The sequence below is a fragment of the Leisingera sp. F5 genome (assembly GCF_001593695.1).
The window spans coordinates 56,909-70,939 of sequence record NZ_LUKH01000025.1; the positions used below are offsets into that span (position 1 = coordinate 56,909).

Annotated in this window: 13 protein-coding genes; 4 read left to right on the top strand and 9 right to left on the bottom strand. The window is 63.3% G+C overall.

The genetic code is table 11. The annotated features are described in order from the left end of the window. Positions 1-60 precede the first annotated feature (60 nt). The 9 genes from A2I95_RS17080 to A2I95_RS17120 form a co-directional block, all read right to left on the bottom strand. Positions 61-1,335: an aspartate aminotransferase family protein gene (locus A2I95_RS17080; RefSeq protein ID WP_291731365.1), complete on the bottom strand. Its 1,275-nt coding sequence runs from the start codon at positions 1,333-1,335 to the stop codon at positions 61-63. A gap of 65 nt (positions 1,336-1,400) precedes the next feature. Continuing rightward, a complete protein-coding gene (locus A2I95_RS17085; RefSeq protein WP_291731367.1) occupies positions 1,401-2,504 on the bottom strand; it encodes a mandelate racemase/muconate lactonizing enzyme family protein in 1,104 nt (367 codons plus the stop codon). Next, positions 2,501-3,115: a dimethylsulfonioproprionate lyase family protein gene (locus A2I95_RS17090; protein ID WP_291731369.1), complete on the bottom strand. Its 615-nt coding sequence runs from the start codon at positions 3,113-3,115 to the stop codon at positions 2,501-2,503. Before A2I95_RS17090 ends, A2I95_RS17085 begins: the two co-directional genes overlap by 4 nt. A 4-nt stretch (positions 3,116-3,119) precedes the next feature. After that, on the bottom strand, positions 3,120-4,229 hold the full coding sequence (locus tag A2I95_RS17095; protein WP_291731371.1) for a mandelate racemase/muconate lactonizing enzyme family protein: 1,110 nt from the start codon (positions 4,227-4,229) through the stop codon (positions 3,120-3,122). Further along, a complete protein-coding gene (locus A2I95_RS17100; RefSeq protein ID WP_291731373.1) occupies positions 4,226-4,510 on the bottom strand; it encodes a cupin domain-containing protein in 285 nt (94 codons plus the stop codon). Before A2I95_RS17100 ends, A2I95_RS17095 begins: the two co-directional genes overlap by 4 nt. Before the next feature lie 73 nt (positions 4,511-4,583). Further along, positions 4,584-5,696 carry a mandelate racemase/muconate lactonizing enzyme family protein gene (locus A2I95_RS17105; protein WP_291731375.1) on the bottom strand — a complete coding sequence of 371 codons (1,113 nt, stop codon included), beginning with the start codon at positions 5,694-5,696 and terminating at the stop codon, positions 4,584-4,586. A 17-nt stretch (positions 5,697-5,713) separates the two neighbouring features. Continuing rightward, the gene (locus A2I95_RS17110) at positions 5,714-6,322 is read right to left on the bottom strand and encodes a dimethylsulfonioproprionate lyase family protein (RefSeq protein WP_291731377.1); all 609 of its coding nucleotides are present in this window, start codon (positions 6,320-6,322) and stop codon (positions 5,714-5,716) included. Next, positions 6,319-7,401 (bottom strand): alcohol dehydrogenase family protein, encoded by a 1,083-nt coding sequence (locus A2I95_RS17115; protein ID WP_291731379.1) that lies wholly within the window; start codon positions 7,399-7,401, stop codon positions 6,319-6,321. The genes A2I95_RS17110 and A2I95_RS17115 overlap by 4 nt, the downstream gene beginning before the upstream one ends. A 99-nt stretch (positions 7,402-7,500) precedes the next feature. Then, entirely contained in the window at positions 7,501-9,960 is a 2,460-nt protein-coding gene (locus A2I95_RS17120; protein ID WP_291731382.1) for an FAD-dependent oxidoreductase, read from the bottom strand. A gap of 70 nt (positions 9,961-10,030) precedes the next feature. On the opposite strand from A2I95_RS17120, the gene A2I95_RS17125 reads away from it, so the two are divergent. From A2I95_RS17125 to A2I95_RS17140, 4 genes are read left to right on the top strand one after another with little or no spacing between them, the layout of a single operon-like run. Further along, entirely contained in the window at positions 10,031-10,918 is an 888-nt protein-coding gene (locus A2I95_RS17125; protein ID WP_291731384.1) for a MurR/RpiR family transcriptional regulator, read from the top strand. Further along, the gene (locus A2I95_RS17130) at positions 10,915-12,015 is read left to right on the top strand and encodes an aromatic ring-hydroxylating dioxygenase subunit alpha (RefSeq protein ID WP_291731386.1); all 1,101 of its coding nucleotides are present in this window, start codon (positions 10,915-10,917) and stop codon (positions 12,013-12,015) included. The genes A2I95_RS17125 and A2I95_RS17130 overlap by 4 nt, the downstream gene beginning before the upstream one ends. Before the next feature lie 6 nt (positions 12,016-12,021). Further along, the gene (locus A2I95_RS17135) at positions 12,022-13,476 is read left to right on the top strand and encodes an aldehyde dehydrogenase family protein (RefSeq protein WP_291731388.1); all 1,455 of its coding nucleotides are present in this window, start codon (positions 12,022-12,024) and stop codon (positions 13,474-13,476) included. 14 nt (positions 13,477-13,490) lie between these two features. Beyond that, positions 13,491-13,868 carry a carboxymuconolactone decarboxylase family protein gene (locus A2I95_RS17140; protein WP_291731391.1) on the top strand — a complete coding sequence of 126 codons (378 nt, stop codon included), beginning with the start codon at positions 13,491-13,493 and terminating at the stop codon, positions 13,866-13,868. The last annotated feature ends 163 nt before the right edge of the window (positions 13,869-14,031 follow it).

Consider the following 14,031-nt stretch of genomic DNA (forward strand, 5'->3'; position numbering starts at 1 on the left):
GGCAAAACAGGCCGGTGCCGGGCCTCCGCCCGCGGAAAGGCCCAGCCAGAACCGCCTTGATCAGTCCAGAGCCATTGCCGCCTTGCGGATGGCTGCTTCGGTCTGTTCCAGATCCTCTTCGGTCAATGCCAGGCTTGCATAGGTTTTGCCTGGCGACTTGAAAATACCCTCCGCGCGCAGCACGGCATTGTACCGCCTGGTGCGTTCCGCATTGCCTGCTTGGGTGTCGCGGTAGTCCCGAACTTTGCTGTCCGTGAACACAACTTCGAACAGCGCAGGCTCACCGACGATCCGGAACGGTACCCCGGCCTCTTCCAGTGCGGCACTGGTTGCCTGCATCAGCCGCTTGCCGGTTCTGTTCAGCCGGTCATAGGCACCCTCGCGGCGCAGAACCTCCATGGTCTTGAGGCCGGCCGCAGCCGCCACCGGGTTGCCCGACAGCGTGCCCAGCTGCATCAGCCAGCCCTCGGCGCCGACCTGCGCCTTGTCGAAATGCTGCATGACATCGGCGCGGCCCACGATGGCCGCCAGCGGGAAGCCGCCGCCGATCACCTTGCCCAGCGTCGCCAGATCCGGCGTCACGCCATACAGCTCTTGCCCGCCGCCATAGGTGGAGCGGAATCCGGTCACAACTTCGTCAAAGATCAACAGGCTGCCGTGCTTCTGCGTTTCCTCGCGCAGAAGCTCCAGGAAACCCGGCAGCGGCGGCACGATGCGCTGCAGCGGTTCGGCGATGATCGCGGCAATCTCGTGGCCGTGCTCGGCCATTAGCTGCTTGATGTACTCAAAGTCGTTGAACGGCGCGACCAGCACCTCGGCAGCCACCGATGGCGGGATACCTGCGCTGTCCGGCACCGCCTGCGGGAAGTTCACACGCACCGAGGGCGCCAGGCTCATCTGAGCCTCCGCCGACATGCCGTGATAGCCGCCTTCGAACTTGACGATCTTGGTGCGCCCGGTGAAGGCCCGCGCCAGCCGGATCGCATACATGTCCGCCTCGCCGCCGGTGGAGACATAGCGCAGCTGCTCACCGCAAGGCACCGCGCGGCAGATTTCCTCGGCCAGCTCAATGCCGCGGGCATTGCTGGCAAAAAAGGTCATGCCCTTCGGCAACTGCTCCAGCACCGCCTCCATCACCTCAGGGTGGCCATGCCCCAGCATCATCGGGCCGGAGCCGATCAGATAGTCGATATACTCCTTCCCGTCTTCATCCCACACGCGCGAGCCCTTGCCCTCGCGGATGACGATACCGGGATCGAAATTGCCAAAGCCGCCCGCGGGCAGCACCGCGCGGGCACGTTCGGTCCATTCGGCCTGAGTGAGGATCTTTTCCATGTCTTCGGTTCCTGTTGAGGGCGGGTTGCCCATTGTTAGGTGAAATTTGACCAATAAGTCAAAAATTAATCGATCACAGCTGCGGGAGCCCCCAGGCCCTCGCGGTCGGGCCGCACGCCGAGGCCGGGGCCTTCGGGCGGCGCGATACGGCCATTGCGGCGTTCCGGCCCGGCTGGGTCCAGCCGTGGGCTGACATAAGAGGACAGGTCGCAGACATTCATCAGCCGCAGCGGATCGGTGGACGCACCCAGATGCAGCAGGGCAGCGGTGGTGATGTCCGAGCCCCAGGTGTCCTCGATGCACATCTTTGCGCCCAGGTGCAGGCACAGGTCGCGGGCCCGGCGCGAGGCCGACAACCCGCCGAATTTCGACAGTTTGATGGCAACTGCATCCATCACGCCTGCCGCGTGGCCTGCCAGCAGCGAAGCCGTATCATGGGCGTTTTCATCCAGCTTCATCGGCAGGCCGCAGGCGGCGCGCACCCGGGCGCAATCCTCGATGGTGGCGCAGGGCTGTTCCAGCATGATGTCCAGACCGGCAACCGCGCGGCCCACGCGGGACGCATCCAGCGAGGAAGCGCCGCAATTCCAGTCGCCATAGACCAGCGGGCCGTCACCCACCGCCTCACGCACCATCCGCAGACGGGCGGCGTCCGCTTGCCAGTCCCGGTCGGCGCCGAGCTTTACCTGAAACTGGCTGATGCCGGCGTCCTGGGCGTCGCGGGCAATGCGGGACATCTCCTCGGGAGCGACGCAGGTGATAGAGTGATAAAGCGGCATATCTGTCTGCCGCTGACCGCCCAAGAGCGCATGAAGCGGCAGGTTTGCTGCCTGCGCGGTCAGGTCCCACAGGGCGATGTCGATGGCGGATTTGGCATAAGCGTGCCCCTGCAGCCAATTGTCCAGTTTCGCCATCACCGCCTCCGGCCCCACCGGATCGGCCCCCAGCAGCACCTGTGCCATCTCCTCGACCGCAGGCACCACGCCGCGGGCATAGGCGGGCAGGTAGTGCGGGATCGGGCAAACCTCGCCCCAGCCGGTCAGGCCGGTATCGGTGTCCAGCGCCAGCACCACGCTTTCGACCGTGTCGCAGGTCTTGCCCTCAGCCATGTAATAGGCCGTGTGGCTGGTCAGCGGCACATGCCACAGGGAAATTCGGGTGATCTTCATGTGGTCGTCCCCAAGTCGGATTTCTTCAACAGGTCTTCACCGCGCCAGAAGGCTGCCGCCAGCAGCGGTCCCGGCACCATATCTATGGCATGTTTCTGATGCGGCGCGTGGTGGATGGTGTCTCCCGGCCCGGCATTCCGGGGCGGGCGGCCTTCGGAATGGAACCGGGCCTGGCCTGCCAGGATCAGATAGGTTTCCTCGGGCGCGTGCGAATGTTCATCGTAATGCTGCCCGGCGCCCCAATAGCCGATGGACAGGCGCATCTCATCGCTGCGGTACAGCCCTTCGGGCGAGACCAGATTGACCCAGCCGTAATTGTCCAGCCACGCGCGGGAAAAGCCGTCATCCTCGGTATAACTCTGCTGCCAGCGCAGACGCTGAATTGCCTCTGCCAAGGCTTGAACCACCGGCAGCGTGCCGGCCGAAACAGCAGGCCCAGGCTGTGCCGCAGGTGACACGACCGGGACCAGTTCGCTGACTCTATTGCAAACGGGCAAATGCCGGGGCTCCACGTCCAGCACGGCCAATCCCTGCATCCGGGCGGCAAACCACCCCAGCCCTTTGGTCCGGATTGCCAGATGTGTCAGTTCCTGCAACAGGCGCGCGGGCATCGCTTCAGCCTCCGTAAACTGCAACCGGATCCCCGAACGCGCCCTCCTCGGGGGTCACGCCAAGACCGGGCAGCGAAGGGGGAACAGCGACGCCGCTGTCGTTGCGCGCGCCCTGGCCGGGCACCGGGTCCACGTCCAGATGGTAGTGGCACAGCCAGCTGGCCAGCCGGTTTGCCTCGGGCGTCGAGGCCGCCAGGTGGATCGCTGCGGTATCCGCCAGAGCCGAGCCGCCCAGGTCCTCGATATGCATCTGCCAGCCCACCGAGACGCCAAAGTCGCGGATCTGCCGTGCCCGGGTCAGCCCGCCGACGCGGTTGGGCTTTACCTTCACGCCCTCGCAGGCGCCGCGCTTCCAGGCCTCCAGGTGGTCGCCGAATGTGTGCATGCATTCATCCAGCATAATCGGGTTGGAGACGCGGGCAGCCACATGGGCGCATTGATCCAGCGTCTCGCAGGGCTGCTCCACCCAGTCGCGGGCCTTGACCGAGTTCAGCACCTCTACAGCTACGCCGGGCTGCCAGGCACGGTTCACGTCAAAGGTCACCTTGTGCCCCTTGGGCAGGCCATCGGAAATCGCCTCGATCCGGTCAATGTCGAGGCCGATGTCAGTGCCGCCCACCTTGGCCGAATGCACGGTATAACCCTTCTGTGCGGCACGTCCGATCAGCGCGAGCATTTCCTCCGGACTGCCGGTGGAGATTGATGAGTTCACCAGCACTGGCACCGCCTCTGCACCGCCCAGCAGCTGCCACAGCGGCAGGCCAGAGGCTTTGCCCAGAATGTCCCAGCAGGCCATGTCGATCGGGGATTTCACATACGGATGGCCCGGCAGCTGCACATCCATAACCCGGTTCACGTGATCCAGGCTGCGCGGGTCCAGCCCGATGAGGGCTGGCGCCACTGTTTCGGTGCCGGCCCGGATCCCCGGCCCATGCGCGGGCAGATAGGTATGCCCCCAGGGGCAGCCCTCGCCCCAGCCCGAGATGCCCTCGTCGGTATCAACGCGCACAAATGTGCTGTCGAGTTTCTCGAACTTCAGCCGTCCGCCCGACAGGTAATAGGGTTCGACCAGCGGCATATCGAGCTGGTAGACAGTGATCCGGGTGATCTTCATTTCAGGTCCACTTCCACGAAACTCATCGGGGCGCTGCCTGCGTTGATGACATTATGCTCGACGCCTTCGTCGCGGCGGTAGGCTGTCCCCGCGGGGACAGTGACGTCATTTACTTCGCCGCCCGGCATCTCCAGCCGCATATGGCAGTCGGTGACGGCGGTGATCACATAGTCCATCGCGTGCCGGTGCCAGCCGGTCTCGGCACCGGGGGCAAAGTCGAAGCGGGTTACGCGCACGCGGGCGTCGTCGATCATCCGGGTGGCTTGGGCTGCGATACTCATGGGCGGTGATCCTTGTTGCGGGTGCGGGAGCCTCCGGCGGGGATATTTGAGGCCAGAAGAAGAAGGCTGGGCGTCAGGGGTTCTCTCCAAACGTGGCTATTGGGGCGCCGAGGCTTTCCAAGTCGGGCGTCACACCCAGCCCGGGCGTATCCGGCGCATAGAGCTTGCCATTCCTGGCGCGCGGGCCGCCGATGCCGGTGGAGCGGGTGTTGTAGTTCATCAGGTCGGTGGTGTTGTGCAGATATTCCTTCGGCGTGGTGGCGGCGAAATGGGCCAACGTGGCGCTGGCAATCTCGCCGCCCCAGGTGTCTTCGGCCACCACCGGCAGGCGGTTTTCGATCAGGTAGTCGCGCACCCGGCGTGCCTTGGAGATGCCGCCGAGGTTGGAGATCTTGAGACAGACCAGATCGGCGCCGTGATCGGCGACGATGCGCTGGGCAGCGTGCATGCCGGTCACGCATTCATCCAGCTTCATCGGCAGGTCGGTGCGCATCCGCACCTGCTGGCATTCCTCGTAAGTGCGGCAGGGTTGCTCGAGGATATAGTCCAGATCCCTGGTTGCCCGCGCTACCCGCAGCGCGTTGTCGACCCGCCAGCCCTGGTTGGCATCGGCCATCGCCTTTTCACCCGGTTTCAGCAGCGGCACGGTGGAGCGGATGCGGTCGATATCCGCCGCCCAGTCGCCGCCCACCTTGACTTGGAACTGGCGGTAGCCCTGTGCCCGGTAGCGGTTCATCTCGGCGATGGTTTCCTCGGTGCCCTTTTGCGGCGCCACCCGGTACATCGGCGCGCCATCGGTCAGCTTGCCGCCCCAAAGCCGCCACAGCGGCGCATCCAGAGACTGGCCCAGAATATCCCAGCAGGCGGCGTCAAACGGGCCCTTGGCATAGCCGTGCCCCTGCACCAGGTGGTCCATGATCCGCTCGATCCGGGCGACGTCCCGCGGGTCCTCGCCAATGAGGGCAGGTGCCACCAGACGGGCCAGGGCGGGCACGCCTTCGGAATGGGCCACCATGTAGTTCTCGCCGCAGGGGGTGAACTCGCCGCAGCCCTGCAAGCCTGCGTCGGTGTCGATCACCACGACCGAGGCCGTGGCGGTTTCAATGGCTTTGCCTGCGCCCCAGACATAGGCGCCGCCCACATAAGGCAGGCAGGTTTGAAAAACGCGGATACGAGTGATTTTCATTGGGGTGCGCTCCTGTCTCAGCCCGGGGACATTGCCGGATCATCCGCCAGCCCCTCGCCGCGCCAGAAGACGAAGCAGAGGATCGAATGCTCGTTGGTGATCATGGCATGGGGTTGGTTTGCCCCGTGCATTTTGGTATCGCCCGGCATCAGGCGGCGGACTTCCTCGCCCTTGGCCATGAAATCGGCGCTGCCGGAGAGGATGGTGTAAAGCTCCTCCGGCCCGTGCTGGTGCCAAGGATAGTCGAGCCTAGGCCCCCAGTAGCCGATGGTCATTCGGGACTGCAGCGAGTGGAAATGGCCCGTTGGCCCCACCAGCTCGAACCAGCCAAAGCGCTGCAGAAAGTCCTGGCCAACCTCATCCTCGGTATAGGTGAGGCGCCATTCCGCATGCGGCGCTAACGCCATGATCGCCTGCTGCAGGGCCCGAACTTCGGCCGCTGCCGGGATGCCCTCGGCGGCGAAGCCAGGGTCTGATTGCACCAAAGCAGCGCCGGGGATTCCTTGGCCTTCGCGATCCGCCCAAGTGATGTCATCGGGCCAAGGCTGGAATTCCGCCACCGCGGGCAGCGCCGCATGGTACGCTTTGGCCGCCTCCAGAGCCTGATCAAACAGCTTTCGGCTCATGGCATCACCACAATATTGCCGGTGTGCTTCTTGGCGATGAAGGCGGCCTGCGCCTCCTTCAGGTCCGGCAGCGGATAGGTTGCTGCCAGCGCCGGTTTGATCTCCCCCTTTTCGATATAGGAGACCACGTCGGTGAAGTTGCGGTGCGGTGTCACGGTGGAGCCGGTGAAGGTCAGGTCGCGCAGATAGAAGGTGCGCAGATCCAGCTCCACCATCGGCCCGGCAATCGCACCCGAGCAGGTGTAGCGGCCGCCGCGTTCCAGCACGCCGATCAGCTTGGGCCAGGCGGCACCGCCAACCACATCGGCCACCACGGTGACCTTCTCATCGCCAAGTGCGGCCCGCAGGTTTTCCGGCGACCGCGGCAGGATCAGGTCGGGGCTAAGCTCGGCCACCTCTGCGTGTTTGGCCTCGGAGGCCATCGCGATCACCCTGGCGCCGCGGCGTTTGGCAAGCTGGATCAGCGCGCCGCCAACACCGCCTGAGGCACCGGGGATCAGCACTGTGTCGCTCTCGCCAACATTGGCGCGGCTCAGCATGCCTTCGGCGGTGACATAGGAGCAGGAGAAAGTGGCCAGTTCGGCATCGCTGAAGTTGCTATCGATCACCGCCACGCCGCGCACATCCGCCTTGGTGAATTCGGCAAAGCCGCCATCGCATTCGGAGCCGAAATAGCCGGCTTTGTCCTTGTTTTCCGGGTCATCCCAGTCGCGGACCCAGCCGCCGACCATGACGCGCTTGCCCACCAGAGCCGGGTCGGCACCGTCACCAACCGCCACCACTTCGCCAACGGCGTCGGCGCCCTGGATGCGCGGGAAGGTGAGGGGGCGGCCGCCCCAGCTCGGGTCGTCCTCGCCCACCTCGTCAAAGGCGCCGCCGGTGGTGGCAGCCTCGACACTCTTGGAATACCAGCCGGAGCGCGTATTCACATCGGTGTTGTTGAGCCCGCAGGCGCCGACCTTGATCAGCACGTCCATGGGGCCGGGCCGGGGCACCGGCCAGTCCTCGTGCCATTCGTATTTGTCCAGACCGCCATGGCCGGTCAGAACCATTGCTTTCATCGTGTCGGGCAGGGTCATTTTCGCGTTTCCCTTTTGGCTATAGAGGAGGGGGCGCTGCCCCCGCCTTTGGCTCCCCCGGAGTATTTTTGAAAAGATGAAGGGGAGCCTGTTGCTTGCTCATTCTGCCGGAGTGAGTTCCGCGTCGGTGCGGGGCAGCAGGCTTTCGGGGTCATAGGCGGGGGCGCCCAGGATCCGGCCCTTGCGCGGTTCTCCGGCAACGATCACTTCGATCTGCGTGTCCGGCACATTGGCGTGCGGTTTCACATAAGCAAAGGCCAGGATCTTGCCGACGGTATGGCCATAGGCGACCGAGGCGGTGGAGCCGACGACCTGGCCCTCCAGCAAGACGGCCTCGCCGCCGTGGCCGTCCTCCACACCGTCCGGTTCGATCTCCAGATAGGCGCAGACCCAGGGTTTGTCCGCATCGTTCAGCGTCTTGCCCTTGCCCAGATAATCCTTGTCGGTGCGGGCAAAGCGCAGCACATCCGCCTCGGCCAGGGTCACTTCGTTGGTCAGTTCGCCCGCGCCCTTAAAGCCCTTTTCCATCCGCATCGCGTTCATTGCAAAGGAGCCGTAGTCGGCAATGCCATGCGCCTCACCAGCGGCCCACAGCGCATCATAGACCGCCAGGGTGCTGTCGCGCGGGATGTGCAGCTCCCAGCCCAGCTCGCCTGCATAAGACATACGGAAGGCCCAGAGCGTGTGGCCCGCGACCTCGATCTGTTGCGCGGTCAGCCATTTGAACCCTGCGTTGGTAAGATCTGCATCTGTGCAGGCGGCCAGGACCTCGCGGGCTTTCGGGCCATTGAGAGCAAGGGCGGCCCAATCGGTAGAGAGGGTTGTGATCTCCACCTCTTCACCCGCGAGGTTCTGGTTCAGGTGGTCCAGCAGCCGCTGCTCAAAGAACGCCGCACAGACCAGATAGTAGCTGTCCTCCGCCAGTTTCACCACGGTGGTTTCCAGCTCAATCCGGCCGCGTCGGTTCAGCATATGGGTGAGGGTAATGCCACCCACCTTCTGCGGCAGGCGGTTGGCGGTCAGCCGGTCCAGGAGGGCGGCAGCACCGGGGCCTGAGACCTCGACCTTGGTAAAGGCGGAGATGTCCATGATGCCAACGCTGTCGCGCACGGCCTTGCATTCCAGCCCGACCATGTCGTGCACTTCATTGCGGCGGAAAGAGTAGTGATCCTGCTGCGCGACGCCGTTTTTGGCGAACCAGCGCGGGCGCTCGTGGCCAAAGACTTCCTCATAGACCGCGCCTTTTTCCTTCAGCCGGTCATAGAGCGGCGAGGGTTTGATCGGGCGGCCCGCCAGGCGGTTGAAATGGGGGAAGGGGATCTCGTGGCGCAGCTTGTAATCCTCATGCGCCTTGGTGACTTGCCAGTCCTTGGTGGCGTAGGCGCCGAAGCGGCGGGGGTCATATTCGCGCATCGAGATGTCGGCAGAGCCATGCACCATCCAGCGTGCCAGTTCGCGGGTCAGGCCCGGGCCCCAGCCGATGCCGATCTGGGTGCCGCAGCAGCACCAGTAGTTCGTTACACCCGGCGCCGGGCCGATCAGCGGGTTGCCATCCGGCGGATGTGAGATCGCGCCGTGCACCTCGCGCTGGATGCCGAGGTCGGCAAAGATCGGCATCCGGTTCAGACTTTCCTCCAGCCACGGCATCACCCGGTCGTAATCGGCATCAAACAGCCAGTTCTCGTATTCCCAGGGGCAATGGTCGTGCCAGACCGAGTTGGAGCCTTCCTTCTCATAGATGCCGATCAACCCGCGTTTCTGCTCCATGCGAATGTAGCCCGAGACCTTCTTGTCGTCGCGGATAACGGGCAGTTCCTTATCCAGTGCTTCAAATTCCGGCACCGGCTCGGTCACGAAGTAATGGTGGGTCATCGAGGTCATCGGCAGCTGCAGGCCGGACCATTCGCCCATCTGGCGGGCGTAGGTGCCGCCGGCGTTCACCACATGCTCACAGCGGATGGTGCCCTTTTCCGATTCGACAATCCATTCGCCGTTCTCGGCCTGGGTGATGTTGGTGGCGCGGCAGTGGCGGATGATACGGGCGCCTTTCTGGCGGGCGCCGGCGGCCATCGCCATGGTGACGTTGGTCGGATCCACATGGCCGTCGTCGGGGGTGTAAAGCGCGCCCAGAACCCCTTCGAGGTTATAGAAGGGGTGCTTTTCGGCGACCTTCTCGGGGCCAACCAGCTCGATGTTGAAGCCCAGCGAGCGGCCCACCGACAGCGTGTGGCGCAGCCAGTCCATCTCATCCTCGGTGTAGGCCAGCCGGAACGAGCCGCAGCCGTGCCAGGTCACCGCCTGACCGGTCTCTTCCTCCAGCTTCCCGGAATAAAGGCCGATGTTGTAGTCGACGCATTTGCCGAGGCCAAAGGAGCTGGTGGAATGGGTGATCTGCCCCGCTGCGTGCCAGGTCGAGCCGGAGGTCAGCTCGGATTTTTCCAGCAGCACCACCTCCTGGCCCCAGCCCTCATGCGCCAGGTGATAGGCCAGACCTACCCCCATCACGCCGCCGCCCACGATGACCACCTTGGCCTGTGTCGGGAATTCTTTCTCAGCCATTTCGCCGTTCCTGATTGCAATGCGCTTTTCTGCTCGACAGGCTAATTCCATATTTGTACCATCGTCAATCATGAATGGCACAAATGTATCATCGACTGTATTGGAGCGCCTCACGGAAGAGTGGGATGCGCTGACTCCTGAGGCACAGAAGGCAGCCCGCTATGTGCTGGAAAACCCTGCGGATGTTGGGGTTTCCACCGTGCGCGAGATTGCCGAGGCGGCCAATGTGAAGCCCAACACCTTTGTCCGCATGGCGCGGCAGGTGGGGTTTGACGGCTACGAGGATTTCCGCGCCCCGTTCCGCGAAGCGATTCGCAAGGGCGGAGTGTCGTTCCCCGACCGGGCGCGCTGGCTGCAGGACATCGGCAAGTCGGGTGAGCTGGGCGGCCTTTATGCCGATATGGTGGGCGCCGCGATCCAGAATATCGAGGAAACCTTTGCCGGTATCGATGCGGGCAGCCTGGAGGCCGCGGCGCATGCGATCTGGAACTCCCGGCAGGTCTTCACGCTGGGCGTGGGGGTGAACAACGCCAACGCCCGCAACTTCACCTATCTTGCCTCCACCGGCATGAAACAGTTCCATGCCATTCCGCGGCCCGGCTCCACCGCCGTGGATGATCTCGCCTGGGCGGACAGTCAGGATGTGCTGATCGCGATGACCTGCAAGCCATATAGGGCCGAGGTCATCGAGGCGATCCAGATCGCACGCGAACAAGGGGTCACCATCATCGGCATTTCCGACAGCCCCGCCAGCCCCTTGGTCCTGCACGCAGACCACGGATTTGTCGTCTCGGCGGACACGCCGCAATTCTTCCCTTCATCCGTCTCGACAATCGCTTTTCTGGAAACGCTGCTGTCCTTTGTGATTGCTGTCTCCAGCGAGGAAATCGTCGAGCGGGTGGAGAAGTTTCACAAACGCAGGCACCAGCTTGGCATCTACGCGGAGGACCCTGAATGAACGCAGCCCCGACCCATTCTCTTGAGGCGCGGTATTACACCGACCCGATCCTCTTTGAGGCTGAGCGCAAGGGCCTGCTGGCCCGCAGCTGGCAATTTGCCGGCCATGCCAGCCAGTTGGAAAACATCGGCGACTATTTTGCCTTTGAAATGGCTGGTGAAAGCCTGTTCAGCATCAAGGGGCGCGATGGCGAAATCCGCACCTTCTATAATGTCTGCCAGCACCGCGCCCACCAATTGGTCTCGGGCGAGGGCACCACGCGGGTTGTGGTCTGCCCCTATCACGCCTGGACCTATGAGCTGACCGGCCAGCTGCGCGCCGGGCCGAACCTCAAATCTGTGCAGGGTTTCGATAAATCCAAGGTCTGCCTGACAGAGGTCCGCACCGAAGTTTTCCTGGGCTTCATCTTTGTGAACCTCGACCCCGAGGCCAGGCCGATGGACGAGTGGTTCCCGAATGTGCGGGGTGAGCTGGAAAGCTTTGTGCCCAACTGGGCGGACCTGAAGCCGCTGGAATGGGTGGACATCCCGGAGAACTGCAACTGGAAGGTTTCCGTTGAGAACTACTCTGAATGCTACCACTGCAGCCTCAACCATCCGACATTTTCGACCGGGGTGATCAAGCCGGAAACCTATGACATCCAGCCCCAGGGCTTCTGCCTGCGCCACACGACGGAGTGCAATTCGCTGGATCAGATGACCTATGACATCAACTCCGGTTTTGAAAATAACGAGAGATACTCCAGCTGGTTCCTGTGGCCGATGTTCTCCTTCCAAGTCTATCCCGGCAATCTGCTGAACACCTATCACTGGCGGGCGGTCGATGCCGATCATGTGGTGGTTTGGCGCGGCTGGTATTCCATCGGCGGCGAGGACAATGAAACCGTGCGCCGCATGGCGGTTCAGGACAGGGCAACCACGGTGGAGGAAGACATCCATTTGGTGGAATCTGTCCAGCGGGGCCTCAAAAGCCGCGGCTATGTTCCCGGGCCTTTGGTGGTTGATCCCTCTTGCGGAGTGAACTCGGAACATTCAATCCTGCATCTTCAGAAGTGGATGCGTGAAGCGGCAGACCACGATCTTGCAGCAGGGGCCTAACGAACTATGACACAGCTTGATGCCGAATGGCTGAACTACATCGACGGCGCCTGGGTGCCTGGCGGGGCAGGGTGGATCGATGTCACCAACCCGGCCAATGGCGAGCTTTTGGCCCGCCACGCGCTGGCCGATGCCGCGGATGTGGACCGCGCCGTGCAGGCCGCCCGCCGCCTGCACCTGTCAGGGGAGCTGTCCACGCTGCGCCCGATTGCCCGCGGCCGCATGGTGCAGGCGATGGGGTGTTACCTTTTGGACAATCTCGACGAGATCGCCCGCGTCCTGACTTTGGAACAGGGCAAGCCGTTGTGGGAATCCCGGATCGAGGTTGAGGGCGCCGCGCTTTATTTTGAATACTACGGCAACCAGGCCAGCACTGTCGAAGGCCGCTCGATCCCGCTGGGCGGCGGCTATTTCGACTGGACCGAGAACGAGCCGATGGGCGTCTCCGCCCAGATCATCCCCTGGAACTACCCCGTGGAGATGACCGCGCGTTCGCTGTCCGCAGCGCTCGCGACCGGCAACACTTGCGTGATCAAGACACCTGAGCTGACACCGCTTACCAACGCCTGGCTCGCTCGTGCAGCCGAGGCTGCCGGTTTCCCGGCTGGCGCGGTCAATATCCTGTGCGGTTACGGCCACGAAGCAGGCGCGGCACTTTCCGGTCACCCGCAGGTCAACCAGATCGTCTTCACCGGCTCCGTGCCCACCGGTATCCGTATCGCCACCGCAGCGGCACAGAATGTGGTCCCTTGCGTGCTTGAGCTTGGCGGCAAGTCCGCTGCCATCGTGCATGAGGACGCTGACCTCGACGCCTTCGAGAACGACATCCGCTGGGGCATCTACTTCAACGCGGGCCAGGTCTGCAGTGCCATGAGCCGCGTCATCGTGCACGAAAGCCGTCACGACGAGCTTGTCGAGCGCGCAGTGAATGTGGCCCAAAGCCTCAGCGTCGGTGCCGGCATCGACCGCCCCGAATTCGGCGCCAACATGGGGGCCATGGTCTCCATGCCCCAGCGCGACCGTGCCTTGGGTATCGTCCAGCAGGCCCAGGCGGATGGCGCCACCATCGCAGCCGGCGGCACCCCCGTCGGCAATGCCGGCGCATTCCTGTCGCCGACCGTTGTCTCCGGCATCACCCCGTCGGACAGCATCGCCAGCGAAGAAATCTTCGGCCCCGTGCTCTCGGTGCTCAAGTTCCAGTCCGATGCCGAGGCGATTGAAATAGCCAACAGCACCGAATACGGGCTGGTCGGCGGCGTCTTCACCCGCGACCTCGATCGCGCCACCCGCTGCGCCCGCCAAATCCGTGCAGGCCAGGTGTTTGTGAACGAATGGTACGCAGGTGGCGTCGAGACCCCCTTTGGCGGCTACGGCAAATCAGGTTACGGCCGCGAAAAGGGCCGCGAGGCGCTGTGGAACTACGTGCAGACCAAAAACATCGCCCTGAAATTGAAAAGCTGAACTGAGAGGCTGAGATGAGCGCATTTGAAGAAGACCTGTTCCTGAAGGGTATGGAGCAGCGCAAAGCCACCCTTGGCGCCGAATATGTCGAAAAGAACCTGGCCGCGGCGGATGATTTCACCCGGCCCTTCCAGGAGGCAATGACTGCCTGGTGCTGGGGTTTCGGCTGGGGTGATGATGTCATTGATGCCAAGACCCGCTCGATGATGAACCTGTCGATGATCGGTGCGCTGGGCAAGATGCACGAATGGGAACTGCACTGCCGTGGCGCCATCAACAATGGCGTCACCAAGGAAGAGCTCCGTGCGATCATCCATGTGATCGGCATCTACTGCGGGGTGCCCCAAGCCCTGGAATGCTTCCGGGCCGCGCGCAAGGTTCTGGAAGAGTAGCGCTGAAACACCAACATTGGATACTGGACAGACGGCCTGATTGGCTTTTTTTGGCCGGGTTGGTGTGATTCCGGGCGGGGTGACTCGTTTTTGTGGGGTGATTTGCTGTGCTTCCGGTTTGTGAGTCTGTGGATAAGCGCGGTTGTTCTGTGGGTAAGTTGTG